The 16,890-nt window shown below is 34.6% G+C and carries 10 protein-coding genes and 1 CRISPR repeat array; of the genes, 9 read left to right on the top strand and 1 reads right to left on the bottom strand.

Annotated features, from left to right (window positions below):
- Positions 1–137: 137 nt before the first annotated feature.
- A complete protein-coding gene (locus BCR26_RS14005) occupies positions 138–560 on the bottom strand; it encodes an SRPBCC family protein (protein WP_069699618.1) in 423 nt (140 codons plus the stop codon).
- Positions 561–1,330: 770 nt separating this feature from the next.
- Here BCR26_RS14005 and BCR26_RS14000 point away from each other — a divergent pair.
- From BCR26_RS14000 to cas2, 9 genes are all read left to right on the top strand, one after another.
- Positions 1,331–6,157, top strand: coding sequence for a SpaA isopeptide-forming pilin-related protein (locus BCR26_RS14000; protein WP_069699617.1), 4,827 nt, complete (start codon positions 1,331–1,333; stop codon positions 6,155–6,157).
- 121 nt (positions 6,158–6,278) lie between these two features.
- Positions 6,279–6,515: a hypothetical protein gene (locus BCR26_RS13995; protein WP_211272310.1), complete on the top strand. Its 237-nt coding sequence runs from the start codon at positions 6,279–6,281 to the stop codon at positions 6,513–6,515.
- A gap of 399 nt (positions 6,516–6,914) precedes the next feature.
- Positions 6,915–9,332 carry a CRISPR-associated helicase/endonuclease Cas3 gene (locus BCR26_RS13990; RefSeq protein WP_069699615.1) on the top strand — a complete coding sequence of 806 codons (2,418 nt, stop codon included), beginning with the start codon at positions 6,915–6,917 and terminating at the stop codon, positions 9,330–9,332.
- Positions 9,333–9,349: 17 nt separating this feature from the next.
- A complete protein-coding gene (gene cas5c, locus BCR26_RS13985) occupies positions 9,350–10,084 on the top strand; it encodes a type I-C CRISPR-associated protein Cas5c (protein WP_069699614.1) in 735 nt (244 codons plus the stop codon).
- Entirely contained in the window at positions 10,081–12,003 is a 1,923-nt protein-coding gene (gene cas8c, locus BCR26_RS13980) for a type I-C CRISPR-associated protein Cas8c/Csd1 (protein ID WP_069699613.1), read from the top strand. The genes cas5c and cas8c overlap by 4 nt, the downstream gene beginning before the upstream one ends.
- Before the next feature lie 3 nt (positions 12,004–12,006).
- Positions 12,007–12,870 (top strand): type I-C CRISPR-associated protein Cas7/Csd2, encoded by an 864-nt coding sequence (cas7c, locus tag BCR26_RS13975; RefSeq protein ID WP_069699612.1) that lies wholly within the window; start codon positions 12,007–12,009, stop codon positions 12,868–12,870.
- Between the two features lies 1 nt (position 12,871).
- Positions 12,872–13,525, top strand: coding sequence for a CRISPR-associated protein Cas4 (cas4, locus tag BCR26_RS13970; RefSeq protein ID WP_069699611.1), 654 nt, complete (start codon positions 12,872–12,874; stop codon positions 13,523–13,525).
- The gene (cas1c, locus tag BCR26_RS13965) at positions 13,522–14,553 is read left to right on the top strand and encodes a type I-C CRISPR-associated endonuclease Cas1c (RefSeq protein WP_069699610.1); all 1,032 of its coding nucleotides are present in this window, start codon (positions 13,522–13,524) and stop codon (positions 14,551–14,553) included. Before cas4 ends, cas1c begins: the two co-directional genes overlap by 4 nt.
- Positions 14,554–14,562: 9 nt before the next feature.
- Positions 14,563–14,853: a CRISPR-associated endonuclease Cas2 gene (cas2, locus tag BCR26_RS13960; RefSeq protein WP_069699619.1), complete on the top strand. Its 291-nt coding sequence runs from the start codon at positions 14,563–14,565 to the stop codon at positions 14,851–14,853.
- A gap of 171 nt (positions 14,854–15,024) precedes the next feature.
- Positions 15,025–16,338: a CRISPR direct-repeat array (repeat unit 33 nt; unit sequence GTCTAGCTCTGTTTAGAGCTAGTGGATTGAAAT).
- Positions 16,339–16,890: the final 552 nt, after the last annotated feature.

Below are 16,890 nucleotides of genomic sequence, written 5' to 3'. Positions count from 1 at the left end.
CTTCTGTCATCTCTAGTATGACAGGAAAAAGCCTGCAGGTCGATCACTTTATTTTCATTCTGTTTGGTGAGGGCGTTAGCCCTCATGGGTGTTTGTCCCACTCTCTTCTTTTATGGTTGATTGAAAGGTATTTCAGATTAATTGCATAGTTTTTCAATTTCTATTCCAGCTTTATCCCACAAGTCATTCATCATATCATAATATTTATCCTCCATAGATACATCGACAAGCATTTTAGTTTGATTCCCTACAGGTTCAAATATATACTGTTCAAACATGTTTGAAAATTCAGGAACTTCAGAATATTTCTCATCCTTCACTTCACCTAAGAAAGAGAATTTAATTTCTTTTTCTGGTTCAAAAACGATTACTTTAGCAACTAGTCCATTCTCAGTACCATCACCAAATAAAATGGTTTCATTTAATCCCATATCACCAGTATAAGTAGATCCTACTTGGAAAGCAGCAGCCCATAATTTGTACTTATCACGATTAACAATAAGCTGCCAAGCATTTTCTGGCTTGCAATGAAGCATAAACTCTTTTTTTATGTGTTTCATTATAATTCCTCCTCTTGATATAGGTTCAAAAAAAGTTATTTTAATAAAATATTTTCAATTTTATTATAGTATAATATATTAAATTTACTATGAATAGCTATTGCGATAACTGGATTAGATGAACGAACTTTCCTAGTCGTTTTTTGTGGGAAGACGATATAAAGAGAACCTAACTATAAGTATAAACTTGTAAAGAATTATGACCGTTTTGACCTGAACTTTTGAGGACGACTCTTCCTTATGAAATCGCATTGGATTCTTATAAATGTTACATAATAAGTGAGTGGGGTGTATTTTTCTGAGGGGAGCACTCTCGATATTTCTTGGTATTCATTCATCTGGTTATATAGGATTTTTATGAGCGTGGCACAAACAATTAGACCGGTTTATTTCAAAGAAAAAGTTGGTTGGGTTTCTTTCCACGATAAATAATTATTCTACCTTTTCAGATTTTATTACCATTTACATACTTTTTATAATTTTAATATTTTTTTTATTTTAAATTTATATTGAAATGAAGGTAGGTAAATAGTATACTATAGATATAAGCTATTTATAAAAAAGCAATTGAGGGAAGGGAGATACTTTTATAAATAGAAGCAGAGAATACATTAAATCAGATTGATTAGAACAGAACAGAAAATTAAGAAGGTAATTAAGGAGAGGCTTACTCAATTGTAAGACTTATTTTTTCCTTTAAAAAAGAAAAAAGCGCTTGTTATATTAGGGAAACAAGCATTTTTTATTGATAAAAGGGGAGTATTTATAATATGAAGAATAAAATGGTTGCGCTAACGATAATTTCTATGATGCTTTTGCAAATATTCAGTCCAGCTATTGTCTATGCACAAGAAGAATTTGAAAAAAATATTGAATCAGTTACCGTGGGAGAAGAGAAGAACGAAAGCTCAGACACTGGAACAAGTAACTCATCAATTGCACAAGTAGAAACTTCAGAGACTAAGCAAGCTGAAAGTACAGAATTAGCTCCGGCTTCAACTGCTTCAACGCAAGTGGAAAAACAGCCAGCAAATTCAATGAATGTAGTTGAACCAAAGGAAGAAGTAGCAGTCAAAAGCGCAACACAAGAGACAGCGCCAACAGTGATTACTGACAATCTGTTTACTTCTGTAAAACTATATAAAATAAACGGAGATGAGATTCAGAGCACAGATACGATTCCAAATATGTCAGGTATCAAGCTTAATTTAGTATTTTCGTTTGCTAACAAAAATTACCACGCGGGTGATATATTTACTACTCAATTACCAGCTCAAATTGCTATTGTTAAAAATTTATCTGGTGACTTTAGTCCAATGACTTCTGCAAAATGGGAGATTGATGCAGCAACTAAGAAATTGAAAATCACTTTTTTAGAAGACAACGTTGTGTCAGAAGAGTATAAGTTAAACTTGATTACCTCGCTAGAAAAGGTTAATGGAATAGATGAAGAAGAACAAGTGGTTGTTTTTGATACAACGCCTATACCAACTACTTACAGACTTGAAACCACTTCTAGTATAGAAAAAGGTAAAAGTAAAACAAAAGTGACTTTAGGAACGATTAATCCTAAAACTGCAAGTATTGAATCGATCTTTAATCTAGATAGAACAGACCAAGACAACCGTGTTTTTAAAGTGGAAACCTATAGTTCTAATAGTAAACTAGTTTTTGATTCATTACATGTGTATAAAAGTGATGTCGATTTTAATGGAGAGCTAGTTGGAACTAAAACGTTGCTTACAGAAGGTGCTGACTATCAGATAACTCAAAAAGGAATAGGTACTTATCAGGCGACAGCAGAAATAAAATTGACCAACAAGCTAGGGAAGAAAGCAATTTTCGTAGAATCTAAAATATCAGGGATAGATGGACCGTATTATATTAAAGAGGATGGCTCCTCCAGTGAAAGCAATTATTTTTATGGTTACTCTTATGTTTATGAAGAAGGAATAAACATTGCTAGTACTTATGATTCGAAATCTTTTGTTGCCGCTCAGCCCTTGAATGTTAGTGGGAAAATAAATAAAGAAACTGGCTATATTGACTGGATAGTTAAGTACAATTTTAATGAGCAACCCTTAACAAGTAGTTCAAAGTTAAAAATGGATTTAACTGAACAAGGTGTTGAATATGTGGAGGATTCACTAACTGTTGAAAAAGTCGGTATTCAATATACTAGTGGCTATACTTATACGGTTGAAAACCAAGGGGATGGGGTTTCAGACTGGAATGTCTCTTTTGCATCGGATAGTTCTGGTTCAATAGAAATGTCTCCCAAAGGAAATTCAAATCAAGCATACGTAGTAAAATATTCAACAAAAATCACAGACCCAACAGAACGAATCATTACCAATAAAATTTCCGATGGCAAAAATTTGCAAGAAGCGAAAGTCAGCTTGATTCCAAATCTACTTCATAAAGAATCAGGAATAATTGATGTTTATAAACAGACGATGGAGTGGAGTTTAACCATCAATTCTGAAAAATACTCAATGAATCATGCGATTGTTCATGACTATTTTATAGGACCCGTTGTTGATTATACTAGTTTAGTTGTGAAGAAGAAAATTTCAGATACAGTATTTGAAAATTTAATCGAAGGAACCGACTATAAAATCACCCAATTTGATGAGACAGGTTCGCCAGCTGGCGTTCAACCAAATGTCAACGGAGCACCTAGTAGCTTTAATGGTGGTGTCAGAATCGATTTTTTAGGAAAGTATGCAGAATTAAAAGATACACTGGTTATCACGATTAATACAAAACTAAACACTTCAAAGGAAAAAACAGAAGTCAAAAATAAAGCGACCTTAAATTACGGTGACGTACCAGGAGTTATTGAATACGAGGCAAAAGGAGAATTTGTTAATCCTTATTATACAGGGGGAACAAAAATAGGGGGAACAACGTATTCAGACAGTCAATATTTGTATCAAAACTGGCTAATTCTTGTTAATTCTAAAGGTAGTGAATTCATTATGACTAGTTTAAAAGATACTTTGCCAGCAAACAGTGAGCTAGTTCCTGGATCTTTAAGGTTTGAAGAAGTGACTAACCAAGTAATGCTAGATAAGATGACCTCTTATTTGAGCTATGATTACAATCTTTTAGACCCTAGTTCAAATGCATACCCAACGAAAGTTGATACTGAAAATAACACTCTAAACTTGGAATTTGGTAAACTTGGATCAAAAAGAGTTTATGTGAAGTACAAAACTCGTGTGAAAAAGGACTGGTATTTATATAAAGAGTTGAACAACACGGTAGCTGTTCAATATGATGATAAGACAGTAAACTACAATGCTGTTGTCTATGCATCAAATTATGAGAATGCTTTAACTAAGCAGGTGAATAAGGATCCTAAAAAAGAGAATGTAGCCAATTGGACAGTGACAACTCGTAGTATTTCGAAAACAATGCCTGTAGAAAATCCAGTGATTAGTGATACCTTAGATAATAGTGGAACGAATGCCGCTTATGATCCAATCTCCTTTGTTGTGAAAAATGTCACGACCGGAGAGCGAATCAGCAGTGACTACTACCAGCTTAAAATTACCGGTAACACTTTTACTGTTACGTTTAATGATTATGTAGCAGAAGATAATATTCAAATAACGTATAGTACTGTTAGCGAATTCCCTGGGTTAATTAAGAATACTTCTACAGTTTCTTCTCCTAGCTATGGTGAACTAAATATTTATTATAGAAAATCAGAAGCAAGTGTCAACCTGAATTTTACAAGTGGAAGTGGTTCTGGAATTATTAAAACGGAAAATCTTAATGTTATAAAAGTGGATAAATCCAATGAAAGCATTTGGTTAAAAGAAGCTGTTTTTGAAATTCTTAAGGAAGATGGCACCGAAACAGGATTAAAAGGCGAAACCGACGACCAAGGAACAATAGAATTTCCAGGATTACCTTTAGGGGAATACAAGCTAAAGGAAACAAAAGCGCCTGCCGGTTATGAAGTCGATTCAGAGTACAAAGAAGGTAAAGCCATCACTGTAACAGAAAATATGGCACCAATTATCGTGAAAAATAAAAAGATTTTTTACAGCAGTTTAGAATTAGAAAAAACAGATAGTGTGTCCGATGAACCATTAGCAGGAGCTGTTTTCCAACTTCAAGAGACAGATGGTACTTTAATCAGTAGCGGTCATACGACAGATTTAGCAGGGAAGTTTACGATTGCTGATTTAACAACAGGAGAGTATCAATTAGTTGAGACGAATGCGCCAGATGGCTATATTCTAGATGCCACACCACGAACTTTTAAAATTGAGGAAGGGCAAGCAGCTCCAACCAAAGTTACTGTAACCAATCAGCAAACGCCAGGAGATGTGATCCTTAAGAAAGTAGACAAGGATAATAGAAAGCCACTAGAAAATGCCGTATTTGAATTGCAAAAAGCTGACGGTTCGGTGATAAGCAGTGGTCATAAAACAGATGCGGCTGGAACCTTAAATATCTCGTCATTGGCACCAGGAAATTATCAATTTGTAGAAACAAAAGCACCAGAAGGATATAAAATTGATCGTACACCTCTCACGTTTGAAATTAAAAAAGGACAACAAAAAGCCACTGAAATTGAAATGGCAAATGAGGCGCTTAAGGGGACAGTTATTTTAACAAAAACCGACCAGCAAACAGGAAAGATATTACCGAAAGCTATTTTTACTCTTCAAAAAAGTGATGGGACTAAAATTGAAGAAAACCTAAGTACAGACAACAACGGAAAATTAGTGATTTCAAATTTGAAAGCTGGTAATTATCAATTGGTTGAAACAAAAGCGCCAGTAGGCTATACAACTGACTCAACTCCAGTTAACTTTAGTATCAGCACAAACCAAACCGAAGCTGTACAAGTTACTAAGAGCAATAAACAAACGCTAGGTGGATTAGTTGCAACAAAAATTGATGGACTTACAGGACAAGCCTTGTCAGGGGCAGAGTTTAAATTGATTGGGAAAAATAACAAAGTCATTAAAGAATCGATTACTACAGATAAATTTGGAAAACTGGCTGTAGGAAATCTTGAAGCAGGGACGTATCAATTGATTGAAACGACAGCGCCAGCAGGATATCAATTAGATAAGAAACCGTTCATTTTTGAACTGACGAAGGCGACCACTGTCAACACTACGATTGCCAATATGCCTAAAAAACAAACAGCAATCTTAACCAAAATTGATAAGCAAACAGGGGAAACATTGGCAGGAGCAGTCTTTAGCCTACAAGATGCACAAGGTAAAACAGTGAAGAACAACCTAACAACAAATGAAACAGGACAAATTGTTGTAGAAGACCTGCCAAATGGAAACTATGAATTTATAGAAACCCAAGCCCCAGAAGGTTATCAAAAAGATGCTACACCAGTCAATTTTGAAATGACAGCCAATCAAGTCATCACTGTCACAAAAACGAATGACAAAACATTGCTGAAAAAGATATCTGATAGGGTATTGCCAAATACAGGCAAGAGATTACCGAAAACAGGACAGTTAGATAATTCCCTTCAGTTGATGATTGTAGGTGCAGTAATTATATGGGGAGTAGAAGTCATTTATTTTAAAAGGAAAGATTCGCTATATTAAATGAAAGAAAAAGATAGAACTTAGGTTCTGTCTTTTTCTTTCATTGTCTTAGGGAATTTATATAAAATGTTGGACTTGTCTAATGATAATTTGTATGATAGAATTGTTTTAAAGAAAGGCGGTGGATTTTAAACTAGAAATTTCTGTTAATGAAAGTAGGTGTATCGGGATGAAGAAAAAAATGTTAGAGTTATTGTTGGAGGCATATTTAGCTACTTGGTTTTCTTTAGTTTTATTTCATCTATGGGAATGGAATAAAGAAATCACAATCAAACTAGATGGTAGCTGGATTGTGATTATATCACTACTGGTAATAGTGATTATTATTAAACCTTACTTTAAAAACAAAGCTAACTAAGACTTGAATATATTTTACCATAGAAAGCTAAATATTGAAACGAGAATTTAAATGCACTTATCTGAGTATATGATATCTATACTTGATTCATGGACAATCACTTGTTATAATGATTTGCCTTGGTAAATTGGCTATAATAATTTGCCAAGATTGTCAAAACATATTTTAGTGTTTTGCGGATTGAAATATTAACAGAAACTTCTATTTATTTAAGGCTTGCACTCTTTTAAAGAGTGCAAGATTGGAGTTTGAATAAATTTCTAAGCCAAGTATATGAATCAAAATAATAGAAAGTTAGATTAGATCATTTTCGTTAAATGATCTTTTTCTATTTTTTTTTTGCAAATTGACTTAAATATTATTACTGTAAATGGTATTATTATTATTGAGGTGAAAGAAATGAGATTTATCGCACATATCAGAAAAGAAGATAACGAAAAGCAACTACTCAAAGATCACTTAATACAATCAGCCCAACTTAGCGCTAATTGGGGAAAACAACTCGAATTAGAAAAAACTTGTTACGTAGCTGGACTACTTCATGATTTAGGGAAGTACTCAGAGGAATTTCAAAAATATTTAAGAAAAGCAGTCGAAGACCCGAAAAGTGTTACTCGTGGTAGTGTTGATCATTCTACGGCAGGCGGGAAATTACTTTACGATTATTGTCATACAAATAGCCGAGATCCTTTTTCATTGATATTAGCCGAATTAGTTGGAAATGCAATTATATCTCACCATAGTAGCCGAGGCTTGCAAGATTTTTTTACACCAGAGGGCGAAGCGAAATCGGATTATCTTAGGCGAGTTGAAGAAATTGACATTTTAGAATATGAAGCCATTCAAAAACGTTTTTTTGAAGAAACGATATCAGAAGTGGCATTTAAAACATTACTAAAAGAGGCTTGCGATGAATTGAAAGGGCTTTACCAAAAAGATGGGAAAATGAAAAAAAATACGACCTTCTTCTTACTAAAATTCGTTTACAGTTGTTTGCTGGATGCAGATCGTACCAATACCATGTTATTTGAAGAAAAGAAACAATACAAGCAGCATAAAAACAATCAGTTGCTTACTACTTATAACAAACTTTTGGAAGAAAAAGTAGGAACGTTTAAAGCGGATACACCAATTAATCGGCTTAGAGGACAGATGTCAAACCAGTGTAAAGCATTTGCTGAAAGAGAAACAGGAATTTATACTCTCTCCATTCCTACAGGAGGTGGAAAAACTTTAGCTAGTTTGCGCTTTGGATTGAATCATGCCTTGAAGCACAAGAAAGAACGTATCATTTATGTTGTGCCATTCACGACAATTATTGAACAAAATGCTGAGACTGTCAGAGAAATACTAAAAGATGAAGAAAATATTTTAGAGCATCATTCTAACGTTTTTACAGAGGAAGACTCTAAAGAAAAAGTTGAAGAAAGAGAATTAATTAGGCAGGAAGAATTAGAACAGAAACAAGCATTGATGAAAGACAATTGGGAAAGTCCAATCATTTTTACTACCATGGTTCAGTTTTTAAATGCAATTTATAGTAGAGGAACTAGAAATCCAAGACGTTTTCACAACCTAACAAATGCAGTCATTATTTTTGATGAAGCGCAAGGGGTTCCAACAAACTGTACGTATTTGTTCAACGAAATAGTAAACTTCTTAAAACGATATGGCCAGACAACCAGTGTTTTATGCACAGCTACTCAACCTTCTTTGGAAAGCGTGGGAAGAAAATTGGCAAAAGATGCAGATGGAGAGATGGTTTCTAACCTAGCCGAAGTTGAACAGAGTTTTAAACGTGTGGAAATTCTAGATAGAACGAAAAAAACAACCTGGACGATTGAAGAGTTAGCTGGTTTTAGTCAAGAAATTTTACAAGAAAAAGATAATTTATTGATTATTTTAAATACCAAAAAAGCGGTTCGAGAACTCTATCAATATTTTAAAAATAATCCATTAGAAAAGGTTGAATTGTATCATTTAAGTACCTCCATGTGTGCCAAACATCGGAAAGAATTACTTGATAATATGCGTGGGAAATTGAAAGTAGAACAACCTGAAACTAAGTTAGTTTGTGTGACGACTCAATTAATTGAAGCGGGTGTTGACATTAGTTTCCAATCGGTCATACGTTCTGTAGCTGGACTGGACTCTATCGCCCAAGCGGCTGGGCGCTGTAACCGAAATGGAGAGAATGAACAACAACCAGTTTATTTAATCAATCTCTCTCCTAAGGCAGAAAACTTAACTCATTTACCGGAAATTAGTCAAGGAAAAGAAATTACCATGGAAATATTAAAGGAGTGCAACCAAGAGTTGCTTTCTTATCCATTACAAAAAAGATATTTTGAGAATTATTATGAGAAATTTGAATCCCAACTACGTTATCCTGTTAAAAAAACCAGACTGAATTTATTTTCTTTGTTGGGAGAAGGAAAAGAGGGGCTGAATCACTATAAAAATGCTCATGGGAAGCTTCCGCAGTTAGTATTTCATAGCAGTCCTAAAACTGTTGGGAAATACTTCCAAGTGATTGATAGTCCCACAACCTCTGTCTTAGTTCCTTACGAAAAAGGAAAAGAGTTAATCGCCAAAATCAATGGAAACATGGCGCTAGAAGAGTATGGCTACATAATGAAAAAAACACAACAATATATGGTTAACTTATTCCAACATGAAATTAATCAATTACAGAAAAATGGAGTTATCTATCCTTTATTAAACGGAGAAGTTTTGGCACTGACAGAAAATGCCTATGACAAATATTTTGGGGTAGACGTAAATGCAGAAGCACCCACAGCGTATTTAGAAATTTAGAAAAGGAGGAATTATTTGTGAAATACAAAAATCAACTTTCTTTTAAAGTCTATGGAGACTACGGGCTTTTCACTGATCCCATTACAAAAATGGGGGGAGAGAAAATGACCTACCAAGTACCGACGTACCAAGCTTTAAAAGGGATCACAGAATCTATCTATTGGAAACCAAGCATTGTTTACTATATTGATGAAGTTCGAGTGATGAATACGATTCAGATGGAAGCAAAGGGAATCCGACCAATGAAATACAATGACAGCAGTGCCAGTGATCTAGCTTATTACACATATCTCAAAAAGCCCTGCTACGAAGTGAAGGTTCACTTTGAGTTTAACCAACATCGTCCAGATTTAAAAGAAGATTGGAATGAGGATAAACATTTCCAAATTTTAAAACGTTCAATTAAAGCAGGTGGACGAAGAGATATTTTTCTAGGAACAAGAGAATGTCAGGGGTATGTGGAACTTGTTGTTTTTGGGGAAGCGCAAGGGGCATACGATGATTATGAAGGGGAACTTCATTTTGGAACGATGGTTCATGGCTTATCGTATCCCGATGAAACAGGGAAGGATGAATTAGCTGTACGTTTATGGCAACCTAAAATGAAAAAAGGAATAATTAAATTTAATCGACCAGAAGAGTGTTCTCTAATTCGTCCATTACGAGCAATGACGGCGAAATCTTTTGATTGGTCAGATATCGAACCTGTTGATCGCTTATTTGACTCCTTAGAAAAGGAGGAGCAACAATGAGTTGGTTAAAAGATTTATATGATACTTATGAAGAAAATAAAGATCTAGCTGGAAAAATTCAACGTACAAATTATGGAAAAGAAATTGTTCTTTTGCCAATTGCCCATGCGTATCAAAATGCCCAAATAGAAGTTTTGGTTACACCAGAAGGAGAGTTTCATTCAGCCAAAGTTATCCCAAAAGAAGAAGCACCAACGGTAATTCCTGTTAGTATTCCATCTGCCGGAAGATCAGGAACTACCTCAGCTCCCCATGGTATGCATGACAATTTAGTTTATGTAGCGGGTGACTTTGAAGAGTTTGGAGGGACTTACAAGAAAAGTAAGGAAGGAGTTCCTTCCTATAAAATGTATATTAATAATCTTAATACTTGGTGTGAATCAGAATTTGCCCATCCAGATGTAAAAAGTGTTTTAGCTTATCTAAAAAAAGCCAGAATGATTGAAGATTTGATTAATGAACAAATTATGGTTGAAAAAGACCATCAGTTAATTCCAAAGTGGTCAAAAGAGTTGGAAGAAGAATTAGGAGAAAAACCTTTATTATTTAGCGTTTTAGTAGGTGAACAAACAACTGCCTTTATCCGCTTTTCCATTTATGAGACAGGAAAAGGAAGCCGACCGCTTTGGGGTGATTTAGATGTAATCGAGTCTTTTATTAAGTTTTATACCCAACAATTGTCAGATGCTAGCTTAGATTATGTAACAGGAGAAGAATTACCTTTAACTGAAAATCATCCTTCAAAAGTTCGTTATGGAGGAGATATGGCAAAAATTATTTCTGGAAATGATTCTACTAACTTTACTTATCGAGGAAGATTTACCGATAAAAATCAAGTGGCATCAATTAGCTACGAAGCCTCTCAAAAAGGACACAATGCGTTGAAATGGTTGATAGGAAAACAAGCCTTCATTTTGGACGGTCGAGTCTTTTTAACTTGGGGAAAAAAAGAAACAGAGATGCCTTCTCCTGAAGGATCAAGTGTTAATTTCCTTGATTTAGATAGTTTATTTGCGACCGATGAAGAGGCGGAAGCTTTGCTAACGCCAGATACTACTCATCAAGCTTTTTCTGAACTATTTACGAAGGCTCTTAACGGATACAGTATAAAATTAACTTACCATGAACCCATTCACATTATGATTTTAGATGCAGCAACACCAGGAAGAATGGGAATTTTATACTACCGATCTATTGAAAAAGAGCTATATTTTGAACGCCTTAAACAGTGGCATCAAACTTGCTTCTGGCGTCATACCTACGGCAGTAAAGATAAGAAACGCTATACATTTTGGGGAGCGCCATCTTTAAGAGATATTGCAGAAGCAGCTTATGGCATGAGAGCGAGTGATACATTAGTAAAAAATACAATTCAAGAATTATATCCTTGTGTCGTAGACAACAAACCAATTCCGTTAAACTTAGTGAGAAGTCTCTTGCAACGAGCGTCTAATCCAGTCAGTATGGAAAAATGGGAATGGGAGAAAACATTAAGCATTGCATGTGCAGTGATGAAGAAACATTTTAATTATAAAAAGGAGGAAAAAAGTGTGGCATTAGACAAAAATGAAACAGACCGAAATTATTTATTTGGCAGAATGTTAGCTGTAGCAGATATTTTAGAAGAAAGAGCCCTTTACAAAGCTGGAATTAACCGAAGCACTAATGCAATTCGCTATATGAATGCGTTTAGCAACCATCCATTAAAAACATGGAAAATTATTCAGGAAAATTTGATACCGTATCAAGCTAGGTTAAGAGGGAAAGGTAGCTACTACCAAAAGTTATTTGATGAAATTGGGAATTCTTTTATCCCAGAAGATTATACAGATAAAGCGCTAAATGGAAAGTATTTATTAGGTTACTACAGTCAAAGACATGATTTAAAACAAAAACAAGAAGAGAAAACGGAGGAATAACACATGACAACTTTAACCCACAAAATTGATTTCAAAGTGATTACATCAGTAACAAATGCCAATCCTAATGGTGATCCATTAAATGGAAACCGCCCTCGACAAAATTTTGATGGATACGGAGAAGTTTCGGATGTTGCGATTAAACGTAAAATAAGAAATCGTCTGCAGGATTTAGGAGAACGAGTTTTTGTTCAATCAGATGATCGAGCAGATGATGGACTAAAAAGCTTGAAAGACCGAGTGGATTCCGTAGAAGAACTAAAGAAAATTGCTGGGGATAAAAAGAAGGCAGATGTAACACGTTTTAGTGAAGTTGCGTGTGAAACTTGGATTGATACTCGGAGTTTCGGACAAGTTTTTGCATTCAAAGGGTTAGAACTTTCTGTTGGAGTACGTGGACCAGTCTCTATCCAAACAGCGGTAAGTGTTGATCCGATTGACATTAATAGTATGCAAATTACCAAAAGCGTTAACTCGGTTAGTGAAGGCGGCGGTAAAAGTTCTGACACAATGGGCACCAAACATTTCGTAGACTTCGGTCTCTATGTCTTCAACGGTAGCATCAATGTCCAACTAGCTGAAAAAACTGGCTTTACCGAAGAAGATGCTGAAAAAATTAAAGAAGCGCTACTAACCCTTTTTGAAAACGATGCTTCCTCTGCTCGTCCCGATGGCAGCATGGCAGTAGAAAAAGTCTATTGGTGGGAACACCCAAGCAAAATGGGAAAAGCTTCTTCAGCAAAAGTTCACCGTTCAGTTAAGATTGAAAAAATTCCAGAAGTAGACCGTGCTAAATCTTTTGATGATTATCAGATTACTGTTGAACCCTTGGAAGGTATTGAATTAACGGTTTTTGAAGGTCTATAAAATGTACGATGAACAAGACTACTTAATGATTTCTGGCATACAACATTTTTTGTTTTGTCGTAGACAGTGGGCGTTCATTCATATTGAACAGCAATGGCAAGAAAATGTGCTAACGTTAGAAGGAAATTATCTTCATGAAAAAGCAGACCAACCAACGATTCGGGAAAAGCGAAAAGACCGGATTATTGTTCGAGCCTTGCCAGTACACTCTCCAACCATTGGTATTACTGGGATTTGTGATGTAGTAGAGTTTATTGAGGATTCTAACGGTGTCTCCTTACATGGAGAAACAGGAACTTTTTTACCTGTGCCAGTAGAGTACAAACATGGCAAACCCAAGCAAGAACTTAGTGATATCCTACAATTGACGGCTCAAGCTGTTTGTTTAGAAGAAATGTTAGCTTGTGAGGTACCGAAAGGCTATTTGTATTACAATGAAACAAAGCGCAGAGAAGAAGTTGAAATTACTTCCACATTACGAGAAGAACTTTTAAAAAACGTCAAAGAAATGCATCAATACTGGAAAAGACGCTATACACCAAAAGTAAAAACAGGGAATTTTTGCAAAAAATGTTCCTTACAAAATATTTGTTTACCTAAATTAATGAACAGTCAGACAGTAAAAGGCTATTTAGATCGGAGGTTGTGTGAATGAGAAAGCTTTTAAATACATTATTTGTGACCACACCAGATACTTACTTAGCCTTAGATGGAGAAAACATTGTGATTTTGAAAGACGATGCAAAGCTTGGAAGAGTTCCACTCCATAATCTGGAATCAGTTGTGACAACAGGCTATTTAGGCGCTAGTCCTGCATTAATGCGGAAATGTGCTGAAAAAAATATTTGTATTACTTTTTTAACAAGAACGGGAAAATTTGGTAGTCGCATCAGTGGAGGAACTTCTGGGAATGTTACTTTGCGTAAAAAACAATATCGAATATCAGATAACGAAGCAGAGAGTGTAGCAATTGCACGTCATTTCATCATTGGCAAATTGTATAATCAACGTTGGATGTTGGAACGATTGACCCGAGATAATCCATTACGAGTAGATGTGGATCAGTTTAAACAAATTTTTAGTGAATTAAAAAAATATATTGAAGAAGTTCGGCAAGTTGAAGATTTGGAAACCTTGCGAGGTTTTGAAGGTCAAGCAGCCAATCGCTATTTCCTATTATTTGACCAAATGATTTTGCAACAAAAAAAGGAATTTGGTTTTTATGGCAGAAATCGCAGACCTCCCTTAGACAATGTTAATGCAATGTTATCACTAGCTTATACTTTATTAGCTCATGAATGCACAGCCGCTTTAGAAACAGTCGGGTTAGATCCATATGTTGGATTTATGCATCAAGATCGACCTGGAAGAGCTTCGTTGGCACTTGATTTAATGGAAGAATTGCGCGGAATTTACGTTGATCGATTTGTTTTGACTTTAATTAATAAGAAGATTGTTACTGCTAAAGACTTTGTTAAAAAAGAAAGTGGAGCAGTTATTTTAACCGATGACGGGCGACGAAAGTTTTTCCAAAACTGGCAAGAAAAGAAACAAGAACAGATTCAACATCCTTTTTTAGGAGAAAAAATTAATTGGGGTTTAGTTCCTTATGTCCAAGTGTTGTTATTAAGTCGGTTTCTTAGAGATGATTTAGATGGATATCCACCTTTTTTATGGAAGTAGGTGAGTGTTATTCTAGTTTTAATTACCTATGATGTGGCGACAAGTTCTGAAAATGGAACAAAACGATTAAGAAAAGTAGCAAAAAAATGTCAAGATTACGGTCAAAGAGTGCAAAATTCTGTTTTTGAATGTATAGTAGACGCAACCGAGTTAACAAAATTGAAAAAAGAATTAATTGATTTAATTGATGAAGAACAAGATAGTTTAAGAATTTATCGGTTAGGCAATAACTATCAGAATAAAGTAGAGCATGTTGGAGCGAAAGAAAGCTTTAATGTAGAAGACCCTTTAATATTTTAATATGATTTATTTGGTGCGAACCCTAAGTGCACATAAAATCTCTAGGGGATTCGCACCAGAATTTGAACACTTTTTAAAGAAAAAAGGTCTTTTTTCTCATTTAATTTTAATAGAAAGGTTCTTTTAAAGTGAAAATAGGATAAAAAGTACTTATTTTGAGCTATTTTCACAGTCTAGCTCTGTTTAGAGCTAGTGGATTGAAATTTTGCTGAATAATGATGATATTCAATACCTAGTCGTCTAGCTCTGTTTAGAGCTAGTGGATTGAAATCTCTCTAGTGTACTTATAAGATGTTGCAGCGTTTTGTCTAGCTCTGTTTAGAGCTAGTGGATTGAAATTATTTTTGGGGGATTTGCCAATCGATGATAACCATGTCTAGCTCTGTTTAGAGCTAGTGGATTGAAATATCCCAAATATATGAAGCAAATTCTTGGAATAAGTGTCTAGCTCTGTTTAGAGCTAGTGGATTGAAATATCTAGGATTGCCCGCCAATGCCTGCAAAAAACAGTCTAGCTCTGTTTAGAGCTAGTGGATTGAAATTATCCCTAAATTAAACATACTATTACCTGTTTTGTCTAGCTCTGTTTAGAGCTAGTGGATTGAAATGTATTCCTCACGCTTTCTTTCCGGAGATTGTGGAGTCTAGCTCTGTTTAGAGCTAGTGGATTGAAATTCTATTAATCCTGCTGGTTGGCAAATAGGTGATTTGTCTAGCTCTGTTTAGAGCTAGTGGATTGAAATAATGTAATGTCAGTCGTTTTATAGTAAGCATCTTGTCTAGCTCTGTTTAGAGCTAGTGGATTGAAATCTTTACAAAAAGATGCTCTCTATCTTATATTTATGTCTAGCTCTGTTTAGAGCTAGTGGATTGAAATTTACCTAGATTTTCTAGTCCCTCAAATTAGTATGTCTAGCTCTGTTTAGAGCTAGTGGATTGAAATATTTCATTTCCCTCCACGCTACGCTGCCGACAATGTCTAGCTCTGTTTAGAGCTAGTGGATTGAAATAAAAACTTCTATTAAAAGAAGCTGAATCTCATTTGTCTAGCTCTGTTTAGAGCTAGTGGATTGAAATAAATTGACGATGAAAAGAAACAGAAAGATATCGATGGTCTAGCTCTGTTTAGAGCTAGTGGATTGAAATGAGTAATACTTAATAGAATGTTTTTTTAGTATTGTCTAGCTCTGTTTAGAGCTAGTGGATTGAAATTTGGATGCGCTTGGAAACATGGCCAACGATAAAGAGTCTAGCTCTGTTTAGAGCTAGTGGATTGAAATCATTCATCGCCGCCGACAAGCTCTTCTTTAGATTTGGTCTAGCTCTGTTTAGAGCTAGTGGATTGAAATACAAAAACAACAAAAACCTAAATTAAATAAGAGTCGGTCTAGCTCTGTTTAGAGCTAGTGGATTGAAATATACTCAATAGCAAGAGGGAAAAGTACAATTTTTGTCTAGCTCTGTTTAGAGCTAGTAAATTACTTTCTATATTTCCAATACTTATTGAATATAGCTAGTACTTAGAATGCAGAAAAAATGTTTAAAAATGATTGGAGATTGAATTCTTCATCTCTAGATTAAAAAAAATTATTAGATATATCTATTGATTTTGAAGAATAATGATATGATAAAGGTGTTTAAAAAAAACAATGAAATGTTAAGAGGAAAATCAAATAATAAATGACGAAGGGATAGTATTAGCTAAAAAGGTTGATGCTGTTCCGTTTTTTTCAGTTACCCAAGACAGACACATTGATTTATTTATAAAAAGTAAAATGGTATCAAAGTAAAAAATTCAGAAAAGATGTTTTGAAAAAAGGCAGATTGGCTTTAGTCTAGGTACTCTTGATTTAAAGTGATCTTTTACAAATTTTTAATAAATATTATTTTAAATAAAAAAATATAATAAATAATTTTATAATTAACGTTGTGCATCTATGTAATTATTGATATGATTAAATCAGAATCATTTTCAATGTTACATAGTTTTTATTTTATTATTGGAGGAAAAAGAATGGCACAAATCAAATTATCACC

The sequence above is a fragment of the Enterococcus rivorum genome (assembly GCF_001742285.1).
GTDB classification, from domain to species: domain Bacteria; phylum Bacillota; class Bacilli; order Lactobacillales; family Enterococcaceae; genus Enterococcus_L; species Enterococcus_L rivorum.
This window is presented reverse-complemented; position numbering and strand designations above follow the sequence as displayed.

What these genes read in the sequence shown, in the direction of transcription:
- BCR26_RS14005 (WP_069699618.1), bottom strand. Translation starts at nt 560, where the DNA reads ATGAAACACATAAAAAAAGAGTTTATGCTTCATTGCAAGCCAGAAAAT.
- BCR26_RS14000 (WP_069699617.1), top strand. Translation starts at nt 1,331, where the DNA reads ATGAAGAATAAAATGGTTGCGCTAACGATAATTTCTATGATGCTTTTG.
- BCR26_RS13990 (WP_069699615.1), top strand. Translation starts at nt 6,915, where the DNA reads ATGAGATTTATCGCACATATCAGAAAAGAAGATAACGAAAAGCAACTA.
- cas8c (WP_069699613.1), top strand. Translation starts at nt 10,081, where the DNA reads ATGAGTTGGTTAAAAGATTTATATGATACTTATGAAGAAAATAAAGAT.
- cas7c (WP_069699612.1), top strand. Translation starts at nt 12,007, where the DNA reads ATGACAACTTTAACCCACAAAATTGATTTCAAAGTGATTACATCAGTA.
- cas4 (WP_069699611.1), top strand. Translation starts at nt 12,872, where the DNA reads ATGTACGATGAACAAGACTACTTAATGATTTCTGGCATACAACATTTT.
- cas1c (WP_069699610.1), top strand. Translation starts at nt 13,522, where the DNA reads ATGAGAAAGCTTTTAAATACATTATTTGTGACCACACCAGATACTTAC.